Below are 21718 nucleotides of genomic sequence, written 5' to 3' on the forward strand. Positions count from 1 at the left end.
AGAGCCGGCTCTGGTCTCCTTTCAATGGCTCGGTGCGGGAGGACTATCATGAACGGGAAGCGTCTATCGATTGGATCGAGCACAGTTATGGGGGTTGCGATCAGCGCTTTGTTGGGCCTCGCAGCTCTCTCCTTCTCACCGGCACCCGCCCACGCGGTGATCTACTGCACCTATGTTGGTTATCCGGCAGGCTGCGTGGCAAGGGCGGGGGTCGTGCTCCGACCGCGTCCAGTCGCAAGAGCTGCGGTGCGCCATAACGTTGGCGGGAATGCCAATGGCGGCGTCAATCGCGTTGGAGTGCGGCGGTGATGCCGTCCTGCGGCTCACGAGCGCAGCAGTTTCCGGCGAGACAGCTTCTTGATCCGCTGAATGTCGAACAGTCGATGGTGCACTCTTGGTACGTAACCTTCGAAGTTCAGCGTCGAGGGATATTGCCAAAGCCAAGGCATCCCCGGCTCACCAAGACGTTCGAGACGGAGAGCGAAGCCAAGTCATTTGCGAAGGAGAAACTCGGTCAAGGATTGATCGTGGTAGCGGGGACGCTCAATCCGCACGCCCCCAAGCAAATCATTCCGTCGAGCGCCGTGTCGGTTTGGCTTACGCAAAGTGCGGACGAGTCTAACGATCTGAGCGACTGACGAGCACCAAGTTCGCAAATGACTCGTAGGTGGAGATCGCGGCGGCCTCTGTCCGCATCGAAGTCACTTTAGAAATTGCCTTTGTGATCATGAGCGCCGCCATGCGTCTTGTGGTCACAGAAGGTCTCGTTTTGATCGGTCACTCACCATGGAGAAGGTCATCGCCATGAGATGCGGGTTAATCATCCTGACGTTCGCGGCCTCGGTTGTTCCGGCTTTTGCCACGGCAGCGTTCGCCGCAACGGTCGATATTCGCAGCATAACCTGTGGTGAGTATCTCGCCATGCCAGCTTCATCGTCGAGCAAATTTTCGGCTTGGATGACCGGCTGGTTCAGTTATCAAAGCAGCAGGACGTATGTAGATTTCGACTTGCATCGGGCAAACGTCGCAAGTGTAAGAACGTGGTGCCAATCCAACCCGAGTGCCAGCGTGATGGCAGGCCTGGAAAAATCGATAGGTGTAGCCGCGACACCTAATGCCACGCTCGATTTCAACAAGATCACGTGTGGAAATTGGTTGGGGTACGGTCCGGAGGATCGTGCTTTTGTTACGTATTTTATGAGCGGCTACTACAATGCGACGGCAAGTAGCAGTGTATTGGACTACGAGCGCCTTCAGAAGAACTCAAGCGCCGTCGCCGCGTACTGCAAGAAGAACAAATCCCGCACTCTGCCAACGGCGATTCAGAATAGAGCTAGCTAGACGGCCCAGTTTTTCTGGCCACTGGCAAGCGACAGAAGGACGACTACCACGGATGCAGTCGGCCGTTCGCATGGCCCCTGCCGTGGTACATCGGGGGTCTCGGCGTGACCATCTACCGCTACTTGCAGAACATGCCATTCGGGCCAGAGGAGGTCACTGTCCTGGTCACGGCCTATGCGCGCGCGCTGAAAGCGGCAGGACTCGTGGACCGCAACGACCCTATCGCCGAAATGATCGCCAAGAAGGTCATCGAGATCGCGCAGCGGGGCGTCAAGGACCCCGCGAAAATAGCAGATCTGACGATCATGGAGCTCAGAGCGAAGTAGCAAGCCACTCTCTCGGACGATCACGCCATCTCCGCTTTACGCAATGCCCCCGAGCCGCCCGGACTGGCGGTGGGCCGTGTCTGCCTTTGACATTGGCTGGGGCGAGGCGTGAGGGCCTGCTTCAGCTCACGAAACGGACCCCGATGCCAATGAGCGCACGCCCTACGCCCTTCGCATCAGCTTGAGCGAAGCCGCAAGGCGCAGGCTGCGCTTGCCGGCCAGCGCGATGCCTTCGAGCTCGCCGCTGTCTTCCGTGCAGGTCCCGGAGAAGCCGATCCCGACCTCGAAGCCGCCGAACACGGGGTTCTCGCCCTTCGCCGGCGTGTGCTCCTGGTTCAGCATCTCGCCCTTCCAGCGGCCGTCCGCCGAGGAATAGGAGCCGAGATAGTAGAAGAACGCATCGCCGCCGAGGATGCGGCCGTCGATCAGCAGCATCACGCCGGACAGCCCGGCATCGACGCCGTCGAGCGCCCTCAGGCTCATCCCGTAGAGCCCGTTGGCGATGCCGCCCTGCCCGATCGCGCCGCGCGGCGGCAGCGCCCCATCGTCGAGCCGGGTCAGATTGGCCCAGAAATGGGCGCCCGGCATCGTATTCGCACCGCCCTGCAGGCGGATCTCGTTGCCGTGCAGCCGCCCCCGCGCCCCGATCGAGGCGACGTCCGCTCCCATCAGCGGCTTGTAGCCGGGATCGAGGTTATGCCGCTCGGTGATGACCTCGGCGACGATCTCGCCATCCTGCTCGGAATAGGTACCGAGATGCGCAAAGCCCGAATTGCCGCCCAGCATCTTGCCGTCGTGCAGGCACATGATGCTGCGCCCGAACGCATCGTTGACGCCGTATTCAACCTTGTAGAGTCCGTCCAGCAATGCAATGAGCCCGCAAATCCAAAAAGAATCGCCGGCTACCTAGCATTGCTGCCGCAGCGATTCCACCCGGCTTTTCCGCGCAGGGCCCCTTCAGGGCTCGCTTCAAGGCTCCCTGGGACCGCTCTGCCACCTTGCCATTATGCCCCTGTTTTGCCCGACGGGTCAAATCGACTTCGTAAAATCAGCAGATGGGAATTCCGCTGTGATGTCAGGCCCCCCGCTACTGTGCATGGGGTTGTTTTCGAGATTTTGTTTTGGAGGGCTGTCCGGGCGCCTCAGTGCCGCTTGAAATACTGCACCTCGCGCTCGTGCTTCTCGGCCGCCGCGCGGCTCTTGAAGGTGCCGAGGTTGCGGCGCTTGCCGGTCTTCGGGTTCACCTTGCGTGAGTAAAGGCGGTATTCGCCGGATGCCAGCTTGCGGATCATGATCGCGTCTCCCGCTTGTCGGAGTTCAACGGCCCTTGCCGGAGCTGGTTCCTCCTCCCGGAGGCGGCTTCGAACCGTCAGGCGCAGGCGCGCGACCAAGGGGCATGAACCAGACATCGAACCAGACAGAGCCATCCCCCGAAGAGCAGATCGCGGAATTCGTCGCGAGCGCAGCGAAGCAGCCGCTGCTCGATGCCGCCTTCGAACTCTGGCGCTGGCGCTATCGATTGAACTCGATCGAGGGGCGCCCGACCGCCGAGGAAGTCCGCATCAATCGCACCCTCACGCCGCACCAGATGGGCGAGAAATACCGCTACGACCGCGACCACGCCCATGAGGGGCCGATGTTCGGCTACCTCAAGCGCGCCCATCCCCGCGCCGACGACGAGGCGATCCGCAAAGCCATCATCACCGCCGTCAAGTTCGAGGGCGCGACGGAGGCGCATTTCAAATGGGATGGCGATTTCTGGGCCTGCGTCGTGCGCGCCGTCTCGCAGGCCGCAGCGGAATATCCAGACTTCCTCGAGACGACCTATCGCGACGCCCGCAACAATCTCGCCTACTACATGAAGTGAGCTGAGCCAGCGTCGCCCTCACCTCTCCCGAAGCGAGAGCTGGCTCAGAAGCACAGCGTGGTGACGAGCTTGCCCTGCTTGTCCTTGATCGCATAGGGGCAGCGCAGCCGCTCCAGCGCCTTCTTCGCGTCCTCGTCGCCGAGCGCAGCGGCGCGCTCGTAGTAGGCCTTCGCGGCGTCCTTGTCCTTGGGGCCGCCGCGGCCGTCCTGCGCGAAGGCGCCCATCCGCTCCAGCGCAGCGGGATGGTTCTGCGCCGCCGCCTTCTCGAACAGCGCGCGCGCCGCGACGTCGTCCTTGGCGCCGCCAGTGCCTTCGGACAGCATCAGGCCGAGCTGATATTGCGCCTCCGCGTTGGTCTCCGCGGCCTTGCCGAGCAGCGCGCGGGCCTGCGCGGGATCGGCCGGTGCCGCGCCGCCTGCGCCGCCGAGCGCGGCAAGGTTGCTGACGCCGCGGGCATTGCCCGACTGCGCCGCCTTCTCGAACAATTTGCGCGCCTGCGCTTCGTCCTTGGCAACACCGGCGCCGGTGCCGTAGAGCACGCCGAGCTCGACCATCGCCGCGCTCGATCCCTTGTCGGCCGCCTTGCGCCAGGCCGCGATCGCCTCCGCCGTCTGCCGGTTCGCCGCATAGGCGCGCCCGAGCTCGAACATCGCACGGCGCGAGGATGATGCCGCCTGCCTGCAGAACTTGATGGCGGTCGCGACGTCGGACGTCGCGATCTCCGCAACGCCTCTCACGTCGGCCGGCTTGTCGGGGTCGCTGGGGTCGGCGGCAACCCGGTCGCACAGGACGAGGTCCGCCGATTGCGCATGCGCCGCGAGGGGCGCGGCGAGCGCGAAGACGATGGCAAGGAGATAGATCCGCATGGGCGTCACGTTGCGTCCGCGCTCCGGCAAATTCAAGGCTCGAGTCCCGACTGGCGCAGCACGGGCACGACGTCCGGAGACGCGAGGTAGCGCAGCAGCCGATCGGCCGCGTCGGCATGCTTCGCATTCGCCATGCGCCCGGCGGAGAACACCGCCGGTGTCTGCAGCTCGTGCGGGACCGGGCCCACCACCTCGATGCCACCGACCTGCTTCAGCTCGCTGATCTGCTGCACGGCAAGGTCGGCCTCGCCGCTGACCAGCCGCTCGGCCGTAAATCCCTGCTCGACGATGGCGGCCTTCGCGTTGATCTCGGCCGCGATCCCCATCCGCACGATCAACTGGGCGAAGTACACGCCGCTCGCACCGAGCCGCGAATAGGCGACGGACCGCGCCGCAAGCAGCGTCCGGCGTAATGCGGCTTCCGTGGCGATATCAGGATGCACCTGCCCCGCAAGCACGGCAATGCCGACATAGGAGCGCGCCAGGTCGGCCGTGCCGTCCGTGATCACGCGGCGCTCGGCGATCATCTCATCCAGGCCCTCGCGGGTGAGGATGACGAGATCGGCGGCCTCGTCCGCGCGCAGGCGCTTGAGCAGCGCCAGCGTCGGCGCGTAGTCCGCATCGACACGAATGCCGCTGGCGGCCTCGAACGCGGAGGACAGGCTCCGCATCGCGCCCATCAGGCCGAGCGTCGAGAGCATGCGAATGGTGTTTGTCATGTGGATTCCCGAAAGTACGATCAGGCGCGGTGCAACAGCTTGAGCGCGGCAGTGAGGCGGAGACTGCGCTTGCCGGCCAGCGCCGTCGCCTCCAGCACCGCCCCCTCCGCATCATACGAGCCGGAAAAGCCGATGCCGACCTCGTGGCCACCGAAGATCGGATCGTCCTTGGCCGGCGTGTGCTCCTGGTTGAGGATCTGGCCCTTCCAGCGGCCCTTCGCGGCGGTGTAGCTGCCGAGATAGTAGAACGCCGCATCGCCGCCGAGGATGCGGCCCTGGTTGAGCAGCATCACGCCGCTGAGGCCGCCGTCGACGCCGTCGAGCATGCGCAGGTGGATCGAGTAGAGGCCGTCGCCAATGCCGTCCGCACCGACGCTGCCGGCGATCGGCACCTCGTCCTCGGTGATCGGCGTCATCAGCGACTGGAACGGCACGCCCGGCAGCTCCTTCAGCTCGCCCTTGAGGCGATAGAGATCGCCGTCGGCCCAACCCTTTGCGATCAGGGTCGCATCATCCGTGCCGGCCATGGCACGGTAGTTCGGATCGGGGTTGTGACGAACGGTCTTGATGACGATGTCGACGCCGGCTTCGGTTCGCTCATAGGTGCCGATATGGGCGAAGGCCGTATTGCCGCCCAGCAGCTTGCCGTTCGCCACATGCATCACGCTCCGGCCGACCGCGTTGCCGAGCTGAAATCTCGTCTTGTAGAAGCCCTCAAACACCAGCCGTCCCCGGCCCCGCGCGTATCCTGCCGGCACTCTACCCCGCTTTGGGCGGCGATGGACAGGCTTCAGGCCGGCATGGCCGGCAGACCCACAACAACGGCTGTCACGAGAATGCAAAAATCCGCCGGAGCGTTGCCGCTCCGGCGGATTGAGATCCAACCCAGGCCAGCCCCCCAGCCCAGGCCGGGAGGATGTTAGGCCGCGGCCTTCTTGTCAGCCGGGACCGACGCGATCGTCTTCAGGATCTGCGAAGCGATCTGGTATGGGTCGCCTTGCGAGTTCGGACGGCGGTCTTCCAGATAGCCCTTGTAGCCGTTGTTGACGAAGGAGTGCGGAACGCGGATCGAGGCGCCGCGATCGGCAACGCCGTAGCTGAACTTGTTCCACGGCGCGGTCTCGTGCTTGCCGGTCAGACGCTTGTCGTTGTCCGGGCCGTAGACGGCGATGTGGTCCATCAGGTTCTTGTCGAAGGCCGCCATCAGCGCCTCGAAGTACTCCTTGCCGCCGACCGTACGCATGTACTCGGTCGAGAAGTTGGCGTGCATGCCCGAGCCGTTCCAGTCGGTGTCACCGAGCGGCTTGCAGTGGAACTCGATGTCGATGCCGTACTTCTCGGTGAGGCGCAGCATCAGGTAGCGGGCCATCCACATTTCGTCAGCGGCCTTCTTGGAGCCCTTGCCGAAGATCTGGAATTCCCACTGGCCCTTCGCGACTTCCGCGTTGATGCCTTCATGGTTGATGCCGGCCGCGAGGCAGAGGTCGAGATGCTCTTCGACGATCTTGCGGGCGACGTCGCCGACGTTCGAATAGCCGACGCCGGTGTAGTACGGACCCTGCGGGGCCGGATAGCCGGCCTCGGGGAAGCCGAGCGGACGGCCGTTCTTGTAGAAGAAGTACTCCTGCTCGAAGCCGAACCAGGCGCCGGCATCGTCGAGAATGGTGGCGCGCTTGTTGGAGGCGTGCGGGGTCTTGCCGTCGGGCATCATGACTTCGCACATCACCAGCACGCCGTTGGTGCGCGCACCGTCCGGGAACACGGCGACGGGCTTCAGCACGCAATCGGAGCTGTGGCCTTCGGCCTGCTGGGTGGAGGAGCCATCGAAGCCCCAGAGCGGAAGCTGCTCGAGCGTCGGGAACGACGCGAATTCCTTGATCTGAGTTTTGCCGCGCAAGTTCGGAGTCGGCGTATATCCGTCGAGCCAGATGTACTCGAGCTTATACTTGGTCATTGAGCCTCTCTGTAGATGATGCGAAAGGTGGGGTTGAGAGCCCCGCACGTTTGTACCCGGCCATCATCGGCCAGCCTCCTACAAGCATTTTGCGTGCCAAAAGGACGCAGTCCGGGAGGTTTTCCACCGCGGTCGATCCGGCCGGGCTTCGGCCGATCGTCCACAGCCGCCTGCGTCATAGCCGCGCACCTTCGCGTGAAGCTGCACCGCAAAAATCCCGCGGAAAACGCCTGATTCTGGAGCAGGCCGACGGGCGCCGGAAGTTGCCGATGAAACGCGCATCAACGTCCGGCAATTTTCGCAAAGCATCCACCCCCTGCCTAGCAACCTTTGGAATGGCCCAGGCGTTAGCCACTCGCACGGTGCCTTGGGGGGTGCAGCCAGTCGCTTGCTCAAAAATTGGGCGGAAACTGATTTCCTTTTCAGCACTTCCCTATTCGGGAGCCGCGGCCGATATGGGGATTCCAGTAACCACAATCGAACGAGTCGAGCGCACCATGGAGGCCAAGGCGCTTCGACCAAGGAGAATCGCAATGATGAACAATGGTCTGAGTCACGGATCTGCGAAGATCTACCAATTCCCCGTCGGGGGCCGCGCGGCTCTCGCCGGACGCCGCTATGGCGAGACCCGCCTTCCCGCCGATCAGCTTTCGCTTCCCGCGAACGTCTCGATCTGCAGCGACAGCTGGTACCACCAGGACGCGGTCGACGAAGCCGAGCCCAAATGGGAACGCTGATGCCAGTTGCCGGTTTGGTACCGCCCCGCTCTCGCAAGCGGCCGGCGGCAGTTTGAAAAAGGGTCGAAACAACGGTGTTTCGGCCCTTTTTGATTCCAGAATTCCAGCGAAGGCTCCCGGCTAGATCGCGGGCTTTTCGACCGTCGTACAGGTCGTGACCGGCCGCTTCAGGTGCTTCACCGTGATGGGCCCGGTCTTGGGAATCCTCAGCGTGACCCCCGCCCCCGAATAGCGCGCACCTGAGACCGCCAGCCGCTTGGCGAGCGTGACAGGCTCGCCGTCGATCTGGAGGAACGCGCGCTTGTCGTAGTCATAAAACCCCACGATGAACTGCGTACCATCGGCACAGCGGTAGGTTTTGAAAGTCTGCGCATCGGCCTGCCGCGCACCGGAAATTCCGCCCGCCAGCATGATGGTCGCCAAAACAATGGCCTTGTGCCGGCCCATGATCGCCCCCTGTAATAGACCTCAAGGACGCCAGACGTGCGTCCGGTGGAACCATAACCCAAGCTGAGCCCATGCAAGACTCTTCCCTGAAAGACTCCCCTGCCCGTCATCTCGCCCTTCAAGGCGCCAGCAATTTCCGCGACCTCGGCGGCTACAAGACCATCGACGGCCGCACCACGCGCTGGCGGCACATCTTCCGCTCCAACCATCTCGGCCAGCTCACCGCGGCCGATGTCGAGATCGTCCGCGCGCTCGGCGTGCGCAGCGCCTTCGATTTCCGCGGCGTCGAGGAGCGCACGTCCGGCGTCTGCGTCGTGAACGAGATCGCGGTGCACTCGCTGCCGATCGAGCCGACGGTGGTGGCGGCGCTGCGCGCCGAGCTCGTCGCGGGCACGCTGACCGCAGCGGTCGCGCTCGAGCTCATGCGCGAGTCCTATCGCAACTATGTCCGCCACAACACGCACAGCTTCCGCATGCTGTTCGGCCATCTGCTGGAGGACCGCGCGCCGCTCGTGATCCACTGCACCGCCGGCAAGGACCGCACCGGCTTTGCCAGCGCGCTGATCCTGCATGCGCTCGGAGTGTCCGAGGACGTCATTGCCGAGGACTATCTGCTGACCAACCGGCACTACAAGCGCGACGCGACGGCGGCCACCGATTTGCCCGAGGACGTCCGCAACGCCATCGGCAATGTCGAGGCGTCGTATCTTGCGGCCGCGTTCGAAGCCGTCGGCAAGGAGTACGGCGATCTCGAAACCTATCTGCGCGACGGGCTCAAGCTCGGCACCGCAGAGCGGACTGCGCTGAAGGAGCGTTACCTGCAGGCGTGATCCGCGGCGGTAGTATCAGGCCATCGGCCCGAGGGCCTTGATGATGGTGTTCTTGAGCGCCAGGGACACTTGTTGGGTGCTCCAATCGTTCTGGTGCAGCTTGTCGGGATCACCCGTGTCGATCAATTGCTCGAACGAGACATTGTTCTGCACGTGCCAATGCCGCATCAGCGACCAGCGCTGAAACAAATTCACTTCGGCCTCATTGGCAGCTTCGCGGATCAGCCGGACCATCTTGTCAGCGAGTTCAGCGCGGTCGTCCCAAAGCATCTTCGTCACATATTGGGGATCAATCACCAGAACCTCGAAGCCGCGCGCGCGCAGTTGCGCCAGGCCCTTCCTGATGTTCCCGGCGACGACATCCACGTCGTATTTGTCGTTGTGAAAGACCGCGTTGGTTCCGACCTGCCAGATGACCAATGCCGGATCATCGCGAAAAATATCGGTCTCGAACCGCCCGAGCTCTTCGTTTGCCTCTTCGCCGCCCTTGCCCCGGTTCAGCACGTCAATCCTGACGTCCGGCCGCTGCACCACGTCCTTGAAATACTGCCGCAGATACATCTCCAGCCGATACGGATACGGGACGACATCGGCCCGTCCGGCCGTTGACGACGAGCCCATGGCGACGATGCGCACGGGTCCCTTGCCGTCCAACGCCTGTCGAAGCCGCATCAGCGGGTATTTGAGGTCGACGATCGCAGCGGGAAATTCGATGGTCGGCAAATTGTCGGGCATGAAATGGCCTCCTCAACGATCTAAAGTTGCATTTATAGCCCAGTCCTAGAGTTGCCGCCATTGCAAGCGCAATTCACCCCGCGCAATAGTCGGTGAAGGTTCAAACGACGGAGAGCATCGTGCAGGGAAAAGTCATTGTCGTGACGGGCGCGCTTGGCGCACTCGGCAAGGTCGTCGCTGAGACCGCGCAGGCGCGCGGCGCGCAGATCGCCGGCATTGATCACGCGCCCTCGCAATCGCCAGCGACGCCCGCGCGCATCGAGATCGGCGGTGTCGACCTGTCCGATGCAATGCAGGCGAAGAACGCCGTCGATGCGGCCGCAAAGCATTTCGGCCGGCTCGACGCATTGATCAACATCGCGGGCGGCTTTGCCTTCGAGACCGTCGGCGACGGCGACATCACGACGTGGCAGCGCATGCATGCGCTGAACGTGCTCACCGCTCTCAATGCCTCGCGCGCCGCGCTGCCGCATCTCGCCGCGTCCAAGGCCGGCCGCATCGTCAACATCGGCGCCATGGGCGCGTTGCAGGCCGGCAACGGCATGGGTCCCTATGCAGCGTCAAAAGCCGGCGTGCACCGCCTCACCGAGGCATTGGCGAGCGAGTGGAAGGGCAAGGTCACGGTCAACGCCGTGCTGCCGTCGATCATCGACACCAGGGCCAACCGCGCCGACATGCCGAAAGCGGATTTCTCCAAATGGGTGACGCCGCAGGAGCTCGCCGAGGTCATCCTGTTCCTTGTCAGCGATGCCGCAAGCGGCATCACGGGCGCGCTGATCCCGGTCGGCGGACGGGTGTAATCAATCCGGCACCAGCAGCCTTAGATTGCCCTTGAAACGGATGCTCTGCTTGCCCGCGAGCGCAATGCCTTCGCCGTACGCGGTCTCATCATTGTAGGTACCGCTGAAGCCGATGGTCACGACCTTGCGGCCCCATACCGGGCGCTCGTCGAACGAAGGCGAGTGCTCCTCGTTGGTCAATTCGCCCTTCCATTTGCCGTCGGCCGAGGTGTAGCTGCCGTAGGCGAAGAAGAATGAATCGCCGCCCCGCATGGTGCCGTCGCGCAGCACCATGACGCCCTGGTTGCCGCCCTGGACGGCATCCAGCATCTCGATGCGGATGTGATAGAGCCCATTCCTGATCGTCATCTTTGCAAGGTGCCCGACTGTCCCGTTCACAGGATAGCCGCACCATCGGTTCCCGGGCAAATGCCGGGGGAGCCCGAAGTCCGATCCGGGCTAGACTGCCCGCAACTGATTCTCCGATCGGACCGTCCGTGGAAACCGCGCTTTACCTGCCCGTCAAACGCTTCCTCGAGGAGCTCGGCTTCACCGTGAAAGGCGAGATCGGCGGCTGCGATCTCGTGGGCCTCAGCGCCGGCGATCCGCCCGTCGTGGTGATCGGCGAGCTCAAGCTCGCCTTCAATCTCGAGCTGATCCTGCAGGCGGTCGACCGCGCCCCGGCCGGCGACGAGGTCTGGATCGCCGCCAAAATGTCCGTGCGCGGCAAGGGACGCGAGAGTGACGCGCGCTACCGCAATCTCTGCCGGCGGCTCGGCTTCGGGATGCTTGGGGTCACCGACCGCGGCCAGGTCGAGGTGCTGGTGAAACCGCCGACCGCGGCCCCACGCCGCGAGCCGAAGATTCGCTCGCGACTCGTGGCCGAACACCAGCGCCGCCAGGGCGATCCGGCGCTCGGCGGCAGCACCCGGGCACCGATCATGACGGCCTACCGGCAACAGGCGCTCGCCTGCGCCGCGGCGCTCGCCGTGGGGCCGCAGCGGGTGCGCGATCTGCGCGAGCGCTGTCCCGATGCCGGCAAGATCTTGCTTAACAATGTGTATGGCTGGTTCGAGCGGGCCGAGCGGGGAATTTACGGGCTGACCGAGGCCGGACATGCCGCCCTGAAACGCTGGCCACAGCACAGCGTCGCGATCGATACGGGTGCGGCGTCACGGCCCTGACACCCGACCGGCGCATAGCTGTGATGCCACAGTGTTTTCATATTGCAATGCAACATCTCCAGCACTAGGTATCCCGGCATCGAAACGAGGCCGTTATGAGCGCAGACTGGAATACCAAATATGGCACGCGGCGCGTGCGTCACGATCCGCCCACCCTGGACGAGGCGATCTTCGCCGCCGTCGGCATCACCGACGATCAGGAGCAGCAGGCCGAGATCGCCGCAGCCCTGATGGGCATGCCGCTCGATGTCGTCCAGGCTGAGGTCAAGAAGCAGGCCCGCACCAACAGCCGCATCACCGCGACGCGCGTGATCGCCGGCGAACAGGGCGCCCAGCGCTCGGTGGTTGTGGAGCGCCGCGTCGTCCGCCGCTTCAGCACCGCGGCGCGCACCGGCACCTGAGCTCTTATTTCGCGATCCCAATACAAAAGCGGACCGGTTTTGCCGGTCCGCTTTTTGATTCCAATATCCGCTTCTGAATTCAGGCGGCGCGATTGCCGTACATGCTGGAGATGATCTTCCAGCAGGTCGAGTTGAAGCTGAGCAGAGCGCGACCGGCCTTGAAGGGCGAGGCCGCGAGATCGGCGAGCTCGTCTTCGGTCGTTTTGACCAGATCGATCGTGCCGGTCGATTCGCCATGCCGGAACTGCAGATTCGCTCCGAACTTCCTGGCGAGCGCCCGCATCGCGTGGTTCTCGGCGCCGGTGGTGATGCGCAGGCGCTTGTAGCCCTTCCAGCGCGCTTCCGCGATCAGCCGGCTGAACAACACGGTGCCAACGTTCTGGCGGCGGGCGGAGGCTTCCACGCTGAAGGCAACTTCGGGCAGCGAATCGCCCTCCGGCGGATGCAGCTCGGCTGCACCGCGGACCACGCCGTCGACGATGTAGGCGACGATCACGGTGCCGTCCTCGGCGCAACGCGCGGCGTAGCGCTCGATGAAGCTGTCGTCGAGAAAGCCGTTGAAACGGTCATGCCGGCTTTCGGCATCGAGCCTGAGCAGGTGATCGCGCAGAAGCGGCAACTCTTCCTGCTGGCTCAGGGTCCGCACATAGCCCTGAACGGACGGCGCGCGAACGGTGTCTTCAAGTACCACGTCAAAACTCCTCTTGGTGTCCCTCGAGGAGGCGTTCGAATCCCTAGGCCCCCTATATTGTGCATCGCAACAAGGTTTTCAAGACGGGAACCTGCCCAACTTAGCGGCACCGGACGCGACTAATTCGTTAACAAAATCAAGGCCCCGTAGTCTTACAGGACCAGCTGCGTCTGGGTCACGACGGCCACCAGCTTGCCGTCCTCGGTCTCCAGCCTTGTGGTCCAGACCTGGGTCCGCCGGCCCCGGTGGACCGGGGTTGCGGTGGCGATCACGGTGGTTCCCTCCTTGGCGCCGCCGATGAAGTTGGTCTTGCTCTCGAGCGTGGTCGTGCCCTTGGCGTCCTCCGGCAGGTTGATCACGGTCGCCGCCGCGCCGACGGAATCGGCCAATGCCATCACCGCGCCGCCATGGATGGTGTGGTGAAGGGTGCAGAGGTCCGGCCGGACCATCATCCGCGCCACCACGCGGTCCTTCCCGGCCTCGACGAATTCGACGCCCTTGAGCTCGGCGAACGGCATCTTCATCGCTTTAAGTTTCTCGAGCGGCGTCATCGGATCTCCTCCCAATTCATTGTTGTCTCAACGTGAATGGCTTCGCGCGGCAAAGCAATGACGTCCGAGGTAATGCTCGCCGTGACATCCGCCGCGGCATCAGCGCATATGGTCCTCATGCGCCACTACCCGCCCCGCCGCATCGTTTGCCTGACCGAAGAGACGGTCGAGACACTCTACTTGCTCGGCGAGCAGGACCGCATCGTCGGCGTCTCCGGCTACGCGGTCCGCCCGCCGCAGGTGCGGCGTGAGAAGCCGCGGGTGTCGGCCTTCGTTTCAGCAGATATCCCAAAGGTCCTGGCGCTGGAGCCTGATCTGGTGCTCGCCTTCTCGGACCTGCAGGCCGGGATAGTCGCAGACCTCGTGCGCGCCGGCGTCGACGTCCACGTCTTCAACCAGCGCGACGTCGCTGGAATTTTTGCAATGATCCGAACGCTGGGCGCGCTGGTCGGTGCCGCCGGGCGCGCGGAGGAACTCGCTCAACGCTTGGAGATTCGTCTTGCCGCGATCGCGGCAACGCCACGCCCCTCGCCGCGTCCAAAAGTCTATTTCGAGGAATGGGACGATCCGCTGATCTCGGGCATCGGCTGGGTCTCCGAGCTGATCGAGATTGCCGGCGGTGAGGACGTGTTTCCGGAGTTGCGACATCGGCAGGCGGCAAAGGATCGCATCATCCCGGCGGAGGCGGTGCGCGAGGCCGCACCGGACGTAATCCTCGCCTCCTGGTGCGGCAAGAAGGTCGTCCCTGCCCGCATCCGCGCGCGCCACGGCTGGAGCGAGATCCCCGCCGTCCGCGCGGACCGCATCATCGAGATCAAGTCACCGATCATCCTGCAGCCGGGACCGGCAGCGCTCACGGACGGGCTTGATGCGATCGTTGCGGCGTTGTGGAGCAATCGCGAGTAGCGAGGCCACCACTGCTATCGTGTCCCGGACGCGCTGCAACGCGCCAGCGTTGCTGCGCTGAGCCGGGACCCATCTCGCATAGAGCACCGTGCGGCGTGGGCCCCGGCTCTGCAGCGCACCGCCAACAGGCGCTGCGCCGCGTCCGGGGCACGAGACTGTCCCTCACGTCACCGCATTGACGACCTGATATTCCGGCCGGCGCCACACCTCGCCTGCGATCACCTCCTCGATGATCTCCGCCGCCCGCACGATCTCGGCTTCGCCGATGTACAGCGGCGTAATCCCGAACCGCATGATGTCGGGCGCGCGGAAATCGCCGATGACGCCGCGGGCGATCAGGGCCTGCATGGCAGCGTAGCCGCCCTCGAAGGCGAAGGAGACCTGCGAGCCGCGACGCTCATGGGCGCGCGGGGTGACGAGCTTCAAGGACGGGCAGCGGCGCTCGACCTCCGCAATCAGGAGATCGCCGAGCGCCAGCGATCGCGCGCGGACTTCCGCGATATCGACGCGGTCCCAGATGTCGAGCGAAGCCTCCAGCGCCGCCATGGCCAGCACCGGCGGGGTGCCGACGCGCATGCGCTCGACGCCGCCGGCGGCGGCATAGGCAAGCTCGAACGCAAAGGGTTTTGCGTGGCCCATCCATCCCGACAGCGCGGCGCGCGCTGTGTCGGCGTGGCGCGGCGCCACGTAGAGGAAGGCCGGCGCGCCGGGGCCGGCGTTGATATATTTGTAGGTGCAGCCTGCGGCGAAATCGGCGCCGCAGCCGGCGAGATCGACAGGCAGCGCGCCGGCCGAATGCGCGAGGTCCCAGACGGTGACGATACCGAGCGCATGCGCTTTCGCCGTCAGCTTCGCCATGTCGTGGCGGCGGCCGGTGCGATAGTCGACCTCGGTGATGTACAGGACAGCGACCTCCTCCGACAGAGCGGCCTCGATCTCCTCCGGTGCCACCAGGCGCAATTGATGGCCGCGCCCCAGGGTTTCGATCAGGCCCTCGGCCATGTAGAGGTCAGTCGGGAAATTGCCGGTGTCCGACAGCACGACCTTGCGCGATGCGTTCATGTCGAGCGCCGCAGCGAGGGCCTGGTAGACCTTCAGCGACAGCGTGTCGCCGACCATCACCGAGCCGGCTTCCGCGCCGATCAGCCGGGCGATGCGGTCGCCGACATGGCGCGGCTGCGCGTACCAGCCTGCGGTGTTCCAGGCGCGGATCAGCTCGTTGCCCCACTCGGTGGTGATGACGCGGCTGACGCGCTCGGCAACGCCCAGCGGCAGCGCGCCGAGCGAATTGCCGTCGAGATAGATCACGCCGTCAGGCAGATGGAACAGGGCCTTGGTGTCGTCATAGACGCGATATCTGGTCATGGCCATTTCTACAGGATGGTGCGGACACGCCAGAGCTCGGGAAACAGCTCGACCTCGAGCATGCGCTTGAGATAGCTGACACCGCCGGTGCCGCCGGTGCCGCGCTTGAAGCCGATGACGCGCTCCACCGTCGTCACGTGGTTGAACCGCCAGCGCCGGAAATAATCTTCGAAATCGACCAGCTTCTCGGCGAGCTCGTACAGCATCCAGTGCGTCTCCGGCGCCTCGTAGACGATACGCCAGGCCTGCAGCACGCCTTCGTTGAAGCTGTGGGTCTCGCGGACGTCGCGCGCGAGCACGGCCGCCGGCATCTTGAGCCCGTTGCGGTCGGCAAGCCTGAGCACCTCGTCATAGAGGCTGGGCGTCGCCAGCTCCGCCTCGAGCAGTCTGGTCGTCTCCACATCGTGCGCGTGAGGCTTGAGCATCGCATGGTTGCGATTGCCGAGCAGAAATTCGATCAGCCGGTACTGGCGCGACTGGAAGCCCGAGGACTGGCCGAGCTGAGAGCGGAACCGCGTGTACTCGCTCGGCGTCATCGTGCGCAGCACGTCCCAGGCGTTGTTGAGTTGCTCGAAGATGCGCGACATCCGCGCCAGCATCTTCATCGCGGGGGCAACCTCGTCTTTGGCGATCGCGCGGCGCGCGGCGCTGAGCTCGTGGATGGCGAGCCGCATCCACAGCTCCGTGGTCTGATGCTGGATGATGAACAGCATCTCGTCATGCGCTTCCGACAGCGGATGCTGCGCGCCGAGGATCGCATCCAGCGCCAGATAATTGCCATATGACATGCGCCGGGCGAAATCGGTCTCGGCGCCTTCGTTCGTGGGATCGTAATCGCTGGACGTCATGGCTGGCCCTTTCGATCGATCGTACCCTGCCTAGTCGAGGCCGATCAGGCGCGCGGTGATCGGCGACGACGGATCCTTCAGTCCGTCGATGACGGTGAAATGGTTCAGCCCGGGATCGACGACCAGACTCGTCGGCACATCGAAACCGGTCCAGACATTGGCCATCAGGTCGGACTGGCGGATGAATTCGGGCCGCTCGCTGCCGCCGACCCAGGCGGTCACCGGCGAATGCCCGCGCGGCAGATGCAGCGCGGCGCTTTCGAGCGTCGCCTCCTCCATGGTCATGCGCAGCGTCTCGTTCATCTTCGTCTTCAGCAGCGGCCGCAAATCGTGCAGGCCGCTGATCGAGAGCGTGCCGGCAACGCGGTTGAACACGGCAGGCTCGAGCCGGCTGTCGTCGCACAGCATGCGCGTCACGAGATGGCCGCCGGCGGAGTGTCCGGCGAGCCGGATCGGCCCGGGGACGAGCGAGGCGGCCTTGGCGATGGCGGCCGCGATCTCCGCCGTGATGTCGGAGATGCGTGCGCCAGGGGTCAGCGTGTAACTCGGCAGCGCCACCGTCCAGCCATGATGCCGGGCGCCTTCGGCAAGATCGGTCCAGGTCGACTTGTCGAACCGCATCCAGTAGCCGCCATGGACGAACACGACGAGCCCCTTGCTGTCGCCGTTGCTGTCGCCGTCGGGCAGGATCAGGTCGAGCCGCTGCCGCTCACCGGAGCCGTAGGCGATGTCGGCGCGAAGATCCTTCAGCCCGGCGCGGTAGGCCGCCGCCCGCTCCGCCCATTGCGCGGGCATCTTGTCCGAGCCCGGGATATGGGCCGAATTGGCGTAAGCATCATCCCAATCGCGCATCGTTCATTCCTCGGCGGACTCAGGCCTGGCGACCATGCGCCAGTCTGCCACCGGCGCGGCCGGCATCCTAGTCTTTATTTTAAGCTTAAAGGATTTGGGGCGCCGGTGGATTGGGCAGCGGAGCGGCAAGATATTTCCGCCGCCATTGCGATGAACGCAGCGACGAAGCAATTCAGGCTTGTCCCGCGGAAGGCTGCTGGATTGCTTCGCTGCGCTCGCAATGACGACGGACACGGTGCCGTAGGTTGGGCAAAGCGACTTGTCCGCCGTAGCTCGCAGAGCGAAGGCGGACGCGTGCCCACGCATGTGGTCATGTCGGAGACAATTGGTGGGCACGGCGCGAGCGCGCCTTTGCCCACCCTACGAGAGCTGTGTCTAGGGCCCCCTTACGCCTTCTCCACCCCGCACCATTCCGCGATGAACAGCGCCATCGCCTTGGTGCTCTTCTTCAGCGAGTCCAGGTCGACATACTCGTTGAAGCCGTGCATCTCGCCGCCGCTGGCGCCGAAGCACAGGCTCGGGATGCCGTGGTTCAGGCCGTAGAAGCGGGTGTCGGTCAGCGCGGTGAAGACGAGATCCTCCGGCATGCCGCCATAGACCTTGTTGAAGGCCTTGCCGAACGCAGCCTCGGGCTCCGCCGCATTGGTCAGCTCATAGCCTTCCGACAGGAAGCCCGACCATTCGATCTCGGGCGGATTGTTGGCGAGGAAGCGGTGATTGCGCGAGGCGGCCGCGACGCGCGCCGCAATCTCCTTCTGGTGATCGGCGACCGACCAGCCCGGCAACACGGCGATGCGGCAATCGACGTCGCACCAGGCCGGCACGCTGGAGGCCCAGTCGCCGCCCTTGATGATCCCAGGGTTGAAGTTGATGGGATGGTTCAGCGTCTTGAAATGCTTGTCGGCCTTGGCGCGCTCGTTCCATTCGATCTCGAGCTTTTGCAGGGCGTGGACCAGATGATACGCCGCCATGATCGCGTTGGAGCCCGAGCCGGCAAAGGCGACATGGGTCGGATGCCCCTTCACGCGCAGGCGGAACCAGATCACACCGACCTGCGAGCGCACCATCTTGCCGCCGGTCGGCTCCGGGATGAAGCAGGCATCCGCGCGATAGCCGCGCTGCAGCGTCGAAAGCGCGCCGACGCCGGTGCTCTCCTCCTCGATCACGGACTGGAAGTGAATCCGCGCCGTCGGCTTGAGGCCCGCGGCCTTGATCGCATCGAGCGCATAGAGCGCGCCGATGGTGCCCGACTTCATGTCGCAGGCACCGCGGCCGAACATCTTGCCGTCCTTGATCACGGGCGAGAACGGCGGCGTCTCCCACAATTCCAGCGGCCCCGCCGGTACCACGTCGCAATGGCCCTGGAGGATCAGCGATTTGCCGGCCCCGGTCGCGGGACGATAGGTGCCGACCACGCTGCGCGCCTTCGAGAAATCGTGCTCGATCGGGCCGAAGCCGCGCAAATCCTTGAGATCGTCGACCTTGATGTGCCAGTCATCGACCTCGTAGCCGCGCGCGCGCAGGAGGTCGCCGATCATGTCCTGGCACGGCCCCTCCGCCCCGCGCGTCGAGGGGATCGCGACGAAATCGCGTGTGGTCGCAAGCTGGGCCTCGAAGCCGGCGTCGACGGCGTCCAGAATCCTTTGCTGCGTTTCGGCATTCATCAGGCAACTCCAGGCATTTCATTCCTCAGGGAGCGCGCAAGCTAGCCGATTTCAGCCGTTCGGGTACTCCACAAAATAAGCATCCCGCAATGCATCTTCGAGCAGGCGGCCTTCGGAATAGCCATCTAGCGTCGCAGGCCGGCGCACGCCGTCGAGCAGGCGCGTGCAAGGTTCCGGCGCGCCGAGCACGGTGCGCACCGGAATGCGCTCGGCATAGATCGGCAACGCATAATCCTCGTCGTCGTCGGCCACACCCTTGGCGCGGATTTTTGCCGAGGCCTCCTCGATCTCCATGGCGATGAAGGAGGTCGCCTTGATCTCCTGCGTGCTGCTCGCCCGCAGGCTCGCGGTGCGGTCCGGGAAGAAGCGGTCGACCATGGCGATCACCGCCCGCTCCTTCTCGGCGGGGTCCGTGACGAGATAGGCGGTGCCGAACGCCATCACCGCGCGATAGTCGGCGGAATGGTTGAAGCCGCAGCGCGCCAGCACCAGGCTGTCGAGATGGGCCACCGTCAGGCAGACGCGCTCGCCTTTGGTCTGGTTGCGCAGCATGCGGCTGGCGCTCGAGCCGTGCCAGTAGAGCCGCGTGCCCTCGCGCCAGAAGAAGGTCGGCGTGCAGTAGGGCTGGCCGTCGATCGCATAGGAGACGTGGCACAGCATCGAGGAATCCAGGATGCGGTGAACCGTCTCGTGATCGTAGAAGCCCCGGTCGTGACGGCGCTTGACCTGGTTGCGCGCTGAGGTCGGATAGGAATTTGGGCTCTCGGTCTGGCTCACGGCCGCTCCTGTCGGGATTGGAACAATTCCTGAGCAGTTGTAGCCATGGATTTGGTCTGCGATAGTTCCAATTCCATGCGAAAAATTCCGACCAATTCTCCGGCCAAATCGCCCTCGCCGGCCAAGGCCGAGCTGCCGCTCGATCTCAGCGGCCCGCACATCACCGCCGGCGCCTCTTCGGCGCATCGCCTCTATCAGGCGCTGTGCGAAATGATCGTCTCCGGCCTCGTCAAGCCCGGCGAACCGCTGCCGCCGTCGCGGACGCTGGCAACGCAAACCGGCTTTCGGCGCAACGCCGTCGTCACCGCCTATGAGCGCCTCATCGCCGACGGCTTTGCCGACGCAACGGTCGGCTCCGGAACGTTCGTTGCCGCACGGATTCCGGCGCGCACGGCCGGGCCGAAGCAGGCGAAGGTCGTGGTCGACGCGCCCCGGCAAGGCGCGTTCTCGCTCGGCTGCACCCATATCGACGAGCGCGCGGTGCAGCGCTTTCGCGCCTTCGTCGGCCGCCGCATGCGCGCGTTCGGCTCCGAGCATCTGCACTACGGCGATCCGCGCGGCAGCCGCGAGCTGCGCGCGGCGATCGCCGATCATCTGCTGTCGGCGCGCGGCCTGCGCTGCGACCCCGATCAGATCATGCTGACCTCAGGCACGCTACATGCGCTGCGCATCGTGCTGAGTGCGATCCTGAAGCCCAATGACCAGGTGTGGTGCGAGGACCCCGGTTACCCCGCTGCGCGAAAAACCATCGCGCATTGCGGCTATCGTGCCGTGCCCGTTCCCGTCGACGAGCACGGCATGCGCGTCGCCAAGGGCCGCACTGCGGCGCCCCATGCGCGCGCGGCCTATGTAACGCCGTCGCATCAGTTTCCGCTGGGGGTGCAGATGTCGATGCCGCGGCGGCTGGAGCTCTTGGACTGGGCGAGGCAAGCCGGCGCCTTCGTGCTGGAGGACGATTACGACAGCGAGTTCCGTTATGACGGCGCCCCGCTGATGTCGCTCGCCGGCATCGATCATCTCCAGCGCGTGATCTACATGGGCACCTTCGCCAAGACGCTGTTTCCGGGCCTGCGCATCGGCTATTGCGCCCTGCCCGAGCGGCTGATCGGCGACGTGACCGCCGCGCGCGCCGCGCTCGACCGCTTTCCCGGCACGCTGATGGAGGGCGCGGTCGCCGACATGCTCAACTCCGGTGCGTTCGCCGCAAACCTGAAGCGCGTCCGAAAGCTTTATCGCGAGGCGCGCGATGCGCTGGCCGGAACGCTGGAAGCCGCATCCGACGGCATGCTGTCCGTGCCGGTGCCATCACAAGGCCTGCATCTTGTCGCCCGGTTCGATCCGTCGGTCGAACTGTCGGTCGCAGCGGAGGCCAAGCGAGCCGCGGGCGCTGAGGGCTGGCTGCTCGCCGACACCTATTCGCGCACGCGCCCACTGCCCGGCTTCGTATTGGGATTCTCAGGACATGCGGTTCCCGGGCTCGTGGCTTCCGCCGAGCGGCTCGCGCGGGAATCGCGGGTCGCGTTGCGCGCGAAAGGCAGGCCGGCCCGGCGGGCGTAGCCAGGCTTCCCTATCAGAATCGCCGATCGCTCCCTACATTGCGGCATCCAGTCCGGGAGCCTTCACGATGTCACTGCGCCGCGCGGCCTGCCTTTCGCTTCTGATCTCCATCGCGCTTGCCTCGACGGCAGGCGCGGCCACTGTCGGGCGCGAGCAGGACATCGTGGATCTGAAGCTCGGCCAGCGCGTGCTCGTGGATGACGGGACCTGCCCCGCCGGTCAGGTCAAGGAAGTGCGCGGCGCGAAGATGACCGACAAGGGCGTCGCGCGCACGGCCTCATGCGTGCCGCGGCACGGGCCGAAAACGAAATGATGATCTGA

29 protein-coding genes are annotated in these 21718 nt (G+C 64.8%); 13 read left to right on the forward strand and 16 right to left on the reverse strand.

Annotated features, from left to right (window positions below; translation table 11 throughout):
- The first annotated feature begins 48 nt into the window (after positions 1–48).
- The 4 genes from JQ617_RS40000 to JQ617_RS18495 all read left to right on the forward strand — a co-directional run bounded on the left by JQ617_RS40000 (position 49) and on the right by JQ617_RS18495 (position 1667).
- Positions 49–309: a hypothetical protein gene (locus tag JQ617_RS40000; RefSeq protein ID WP_502754884.1), complete on the forward strand. Its 261-nt coding sequence runs from the start codon at positions 49–51 to the stop codon at positions 307–309.
- Positions 309–638 (forward strand): hypothetical protein, encoded by a 330-nt coding sequence (locus JQ617_RS18485; RefSeq protein ID WP_249157301.1) that lies wholly within the window; start codon positions 309–311, stop codon positions 636–638. Before JQ617_RS40000 ends, JQ617_RS18485 begins: the two co-directional genes overlap by 1 nt.
- Positions 639–786: 148 nt before the next feature.
- Positions 787–1341: an HdeA/HdeB family chaperone gene (locus JQ617_RS18490; protein WP_249157243.1), complete on the forward strand. Its 555-nt coding sequence runs from the start codon at positions 787–789 to the stop codon at positions 1339–1341.
- Between the two features lie 104 nt (positions 1342–1445).
- Positions 1446–1667, forward strand: a complete 222-nt coding sequence (locus JQ617_RS18495; RefSeq protein WP_212027900.1) for a hypothetical protein — start codon at positions 1446–1448, stop codon at positions 1665–1667.
- Between the two features lie 162 nt (positions 1668–1829).
- On the opposite strand, the gene JQ617_RS18500 is transcribed toward JQ617_RS18495, so the two are convergent.
- On the reverse strand, positions 1830–2534 hold the full coding sequence (locus JQ617_RS18500; protein ID WP_063683946.1) for a hypothetical protein: 705 nt from the start codon (positions 2532–2534) through the stop codon (positions 1830–1832).
- A gap of 275 nt (positions 2535–2809) precedes the next feature.
- On the reverse strand, positions 2810–2959 hold the full coding sequence (locus JQ617_RS18505; protein WP_007609497.1) for a hypothetical protein: 150 nt from the start codon (positions 2957–2959) through the stop codon (positions 2810–2812).
- A gap of 104 nt (positions 2960–3063) precedes the next feature.
- Between JQ617_RS18505 and JQ617_RS18510 the strand changes: the two genes are divergently transcribed.
- On the forward strand, positions 3064–3534 hold the full coding sequence (locus JQ617_RS18510; protein WP_249157244.1) for a hypothetical protein: 471 nt from the start codon (positions 3064–3066) through the stop codon (positions 3532–3534).
- A 44-nt stretch (positions 3535–3578) separates the two neighbouring features.
- On the opposite strand, the gene JQ617_RS18515 is transcribed toward JQ617_RS18510, so the two are convergent.
- The 4 genes from JQ617_RS18515 to JQ617_RS18530 form a co-directional block, all read right to left on the reverse strand.
- On the reverse strand, positions 3579–4400 hold the full coding sequence (locus tag JQ617_RS18515; RefSeq protein WP_212027565.1) for a tetratricopeptide repeat protein: 822 nt from the start codon (positions 4398–4400) through the stop codon (positions 3579–3581).
- Positions 4401–4432: 32 nt separating this feature from the next.
- Positions 4433–5119, reverse strand: coding sequence for a substrate-binding domain-containing protein (locus JQ617_RS18520; RefSeq protein ID WP_212027566.1), 687 nt, complete (start codon positions 5117–5119; stop codon positions 4433–4435).
- 20 nt (positions 5120–5139) lie between these two features.
- Positions 5140–5841, reverse strand: coding sequence for a GrlR family regulatory protein (locus JQ617_RS18525; RefSeq protein ID WP_212027567.1), 702 nt, complete (start codon positions 5839–5841; stop codon positions 5140–5142).
- A gap of 197 nt (positions 5842–6038) precedes the next feature.
- Positions 6039–7073, reverse strand: coding sequence for a glutamine synthetase beta-grasp domain-containing protein (locus JQ617_RS18530; protein WP_063683952.1), 1035 nt, complete (start codon positions 7071–7073; stop codon positions 6039–6041).
- Between the two features lie 533 nt (positions 7074–7606).
- Between JQ617_RS18530 and JQ617_RS18535 the strand changes: the two genes are divergently transcribed.
- On the forward strand, positions 7607–7810 hold the full coding sequence (locus tag JQ617_RS18535; RefSeq protein ID WP_212027881.1) for a DUF2735 domain-containing protein: 204 nt from the start codon (positions 7607–7609) through the stop codon (positions 7808–7810).
- Between the two features lie 120 nt (positions 7811–7930).
- On the opposite strand, the gene JQ617_RS18540 is transcribed toward JQ617_RS18535, so the two are convergent.
- A complete protein-coding gene (locus JQ617_RS18540; RefSeq protein WP_212027568.1) occupies positions 7931–8257 on the reverse strand; it encodes an MliC family protein in 327 nt (108 codons plus the stop codon).
- An 86-nt stretch (positions 8258–8343) separates the two neighbouring features.
- On the opposite strand from JQ617_RS18540, the gene JQ617_RS18545 reads away from it, so the two are divergent.
- Positions 8344–9087, forward strand: coding sequence for a tyrosine-protein phosphatase (locus JQ617_RS18545; protein WP_212027882.1), 744 nt, complete (start codon positions 8344–8346; stop codon positions 9085–9087).
- A gap of 15 nt (positions 9088–9102) precedes the next feature.
- Here the strand turns inward: JQ617_RS18545 and JQ617_RS18550 are convergent, their stop codons facing one another.
- Entirely contained in the window at positions 9103–9822 is a 720-nt protein-coding gene (locus JQ617_RS18550) for an SGNH/GDSL hydrolase family protein (RefSeq protein WP_212027569.1), read from the reverse strand.
- 119 nt (positions 9823–9941) lie between these two features.
- Here JQ617_RS18550 and JQ617_RS18555 point away from each other — a divergent pair, with 119 nt between their 5' ends.
- A complete protein-coding gene (locus JQ617_RS18555; protein ID WP_212027570.1) occupies positions 9942–10622 on the forward strand; it encodes an SDR family oxidoreductase in 681 nt (226 codons plus the stop codon).
- On the opposite strand, the gene JQ617_RS18560 is transcribed toward JQ617_RS18555, so the two are convergent.
- A complete protein-coding gene (locus JQ617_RS18560; RefSeq protein ID WP_063683960.1) occupies positions 10623–10970 on the reverse strand; it encodes a GrlR family regulatory protein in 348 nt (115 codons plus the stop codon).
- A 128-nt stretch (positions 10971–11098) separates the two neighbouring features.
- On the opposite strand from JQ617_RS18560, the gene JQ617_RS18565 reads away from it, so the two are divergent.
- Positions 11099–11785, forward strand: a complete 687-nt coding sequence (locus JQ617_RS18565) for a DUF2161 domain-containing phosphodiesterase (RefSeq protein WP_212027571.1) — start codon at positions 11099–11101, stop codon at positions 11783–11785.
- Positions 11786–11880: 95 nt separating this feature from the next.
- Positions 11881–12186, forward strand: a complete 306-nt coding sequence (locus JQ617_RS18570; RefSeq protein WP_212027572.1) for a hypothetical protein — start codon at positions 11881–11883, stop codon at positions 12184–12186.
- Between the two features lie 79 nt (positions 12187–12265).
- Here JQ617_RS18570 and JQ617_RS18575 read toward each other — a convergent pair whose 3' ends face one another.
- Both JQ617_RS18575 and JQ617_RS18580 read right to left on the reverse strand, forming a co-directional pair.
- Positions 12266–12877: a GNAT family N-acetyltransferase gene (locus tag JQ617_RS18575; RefSeq protein ID WP_212027573.1), complete on the reverse strand. Its 612-nt coding sequence runs from the start codon at positions 12875–12877 to the stop codon at positions 12266–12268.
- Between the two features lie 152 nt (positions 12878–13029).
- Entirely contained in the window at positions 13030–13428 is a 399-nt protein-coding gene (locus JQ617_RS18580) for a PaaI family thioesterase (protein ID WP_028144953.1), read from the reverse strand.
- Positions 13429–13545: 117 nt separating this feature from the next.
- Between JQ617_RS18580 and JQ617_RS18585 the strand changes: the two genes are divergently transcribed.
- Positions 13546–14334, forward strand: coding sequence for a cobalamin-binding protein (locus tag JQ617_RS18585; RefSeq protein WP_212027883.1), 789 nt, complete (start codon positions 13546–13548; stop codon positions 14332–14334).
- A gap of 162 nt (positions 14335–14496) precedes the next feature.
- Here the strand turns inward: JQ617_RS18585 and kynU are convergent, their stop codons facing one another.
- The 5 genes from kynU to JQ617_RS18610 form a co-directional block, all read right to left on the reverse strand.
- On the reverse strand, positions 14497–15699 hold the full coding sequence (kynU, locus tag JQ617_RS18590; protein ID WP_212027574.1) for a kynureninase: 1203 nt from the start codon (positions 15697–15699) through the stop codon (positions 14497–14499).
- A gap of 8 nt (positions 15700–15707) precedes the next feature.
- Entirely contained in the window at positions 15708–16547 is an 840-nt protein-coding gene (gene kynA / locus JQ617_RS18595) for a tryptophan 2,3-dioxygenase (RefSeq protein WP_212027575.1), read from the reverse strand.
- 30 nt (positions 16548–16577) lie between these two features.
- A complete protein-coding gene (locus JQ617_RS18600; protein ID WP_212027576.1) occupies positions 16578–17399 on the reverse strand; it encodes a hormone-sensitive lipase in 822 nt (273 codons plus the stop codon).
- Between the two features lie 386 nt (positions 17400–17785).
- Positions 17786–19063 carry an ArgE/DapE family deacylase gene (locus JQ617_RS18605; RefSeq protein WP_212027577.1) on the reverse strand — a complete coding sequence of 426 codons (1278 nt, stop codon included), beginning with the start codon at positions 19061–19063 and terminating at the stop codon, positions 17786–17788.
- 51 nt (positions 19064–19114) lie between these two features.
- Positions 19115–19840: a pyridoxamine 5'-phosphate oxidase family protein gene (locus JQ617_RS18610; RefSeq protein WP_063683975.1), complete on the reverse strand. Its 726-nt coding sequence runs from the start codon at positions 19838–19840 to the stop codon at positions 19115–19117.
- Between the two features lie 75 nt (positions 19841–19915).
- On the opposite strand from JQ617_RS18610, the gene pdxR reads away from it, so the two are divergent.
- Together pdxR and JQ617_RS18620 are read left to right on the forward strand one after the other, a co-directional pair.
- Positions 19916–21397 (forward strand): MocR-like pyridoxine biosynthesis transcription factor PdxR, encoded by a 1482-nt coding sequence (gene pdxR / locus JQ617_RS18615; protein ID WP_212027578.1) that lies wholly within the window; start codon positions 19916–19918, stop codon positions 21395–21397.
- A gap of 67 nt (positions 21398–21464) precedes the next feature.
- Positions 21465–21710, forward strand: a complete 246-nt coding sequence (locus tag JQ617_RS18620; protein WP_145659185.1) for a DUF6719 family protein — start codon at positions 21465–21467, stop codon at positions 21708–21710.
- The last annotated feature ends 8 nt before the right edge of the window (positions 21711–21718 follow it).

The sequence above is a fragment of the Bradyrhizobium sp. KB893862 SZCCT0404 genome, assembly GCF_018130885.1.
Lineage (GTDB): Bacteria > Pseudomonadota > Alphaproteobacteria > Rhizobiales > Xanthobacteraceae > Bradyrhizobium > Bradyrhizobium stylosanthis.

Bases quoted from the DNA above. Each gene is read 5' to 3' on its own strand.
- JQ617_RS40000 (WP_502754884.1), top strand. From the start codon at position 49: ATGAACGGGAAGCGTCTATCGATTGGATCGAGCACAGTTATGGGGGTT.
- JQ617_RS18485 (WP_249157301.1), top strand. From the start codon at position 309: ATGCCGTCCTGCGGCTCACGAGCGCAGCAGTTTCCGGCGAGACAGCTT.
- JQ617_RS18490 (WP_249157243.1), top strand. From the start codon at position 787: ATGGAGAAGGTCATCGCCATGAGATGCGGGTTAATCATCCTGACGTTC.
- JQ617_RS18505 (WP_007609497.1), bottom strand. From the start codon at position 2,959: ATGATCCGCAAGCTGGCATCCGGCGAATACCGCCTTTACTCACGCAAG.
- JQ617_RS18510 (WP_249157244.1), top strand. From the start codon at position 3,064: ATGAACCAGACATCGAACCAGACAGAGCCATCCCCCGAAGAGCAGATC.
- JQ617_RS18515 (WP_212027565.1), bottom strand. From the start codon at position 4,400: ATGCGGATCTATCTCCTTGCCATCGTCTTCGCGCTCGCCGCGCCCCTC.
- JQ617_RS18520 (WP_212027566.1), bottom strand. From the start codon at position 5,119: ATGACAAACACCATTCGCATGCTCTCGACGCTCGGCCTGATGGGCGCG.
- JQ617_RS18530 (WP_063683952.1), bottom strand. From the start codon at position 7,073: ATGACCAAGTATAAGCTCGAGTACATCTGGCTCGACGGATATACGCCG.
- JQ617_RS18535 (WP_212027881.1), top strand. From the start codon at position 7,607: ATGATGAACAATGGTCTGAGTCACGGATCTGCGAAGATCTACCAATTC.
- JQ617_RS18540 (WP_212027568.1), bottom strand. From the start codon at position 8,257: ATGGGCCGGCACAAGGCCATTGTTTTGGCGACCATCATGCTGGCGGGC.
- JQ617_RS18550 (WP_212027569.1), bottom strand. From the start codon at position 9,822: ATGCCCGACAATTTGCCGACCATCGAATTTCCCGCTGCGATCGTCGAC.
- JQ617_RS18560 (WP_063683960.1), bottom strand. From the start codon at position 10,970: ATGACGATCAGGAATGGGCTCTATCACATCCGCATCGAGATGCTGGAT.
- JQ617_RS18570 (WP_212027572.1), top strand. From the start codon at position 11,881: ATGAGCGCAGACTGGAATACCAAATATGGCACGCGGCGCGTGCGTCAC.
- JQ617_RS18580 (WP_028144953.1), bottom strand. From the start codon at position 13,428: ATGACGCCGCTCGAGAAACTTAAAGCGATGAAGATGCCGTTCGCCGAG.
- JQ617_RS18585 (WP_212027883.1), top strand. From the start codon at position 13,546: ATGCGCCACTACCCGCCCCGCCGCATCGTTTGCCTGACCGAAGAGACG.
- kynU (WP_212027574.1), bottom strand. From the start codon at position 15,699: ATGACCAGATATCGCGTCTATGACGACACCAAGGCCCTGTTCCATCTG.
- kynA (WP_212027575.1), bottom strand. From the start codon at position 16,547: ATGACGTCCAGCGATTACGATCCCACGAACGAAGGCGCCGAGACCGAT.
- JQ617_RS18600 (WP_212027576.1), bottom strand. From the start codon at position 17,399: ATGCGCGATTGGGATGATGCTTACGCCAATTCGGCCCATATCCCGGGC.
- JQ617_RS18605 (WP_212027577.1), bottom strand. From the start codon at position 19,063: ATGAATGCCGAAACGCAGCAAAGGATTCTGGACGCCGTCGACGCCGGC.
- pdxR (WP_212027578.1), top strand. From the start codon at position 19,916: ATGCGAAAAATTCCGACCAATTCTCCGGCCAAATCGCCCTCGCCGGCC.
- JQ617_RS18620 (WP_145659185.1), top strand. From the start codon at position 21,465: ATGTCACTGCGCCGCGCGGCCTGCCTTTCGCTTCTGATCTCCATCGCG.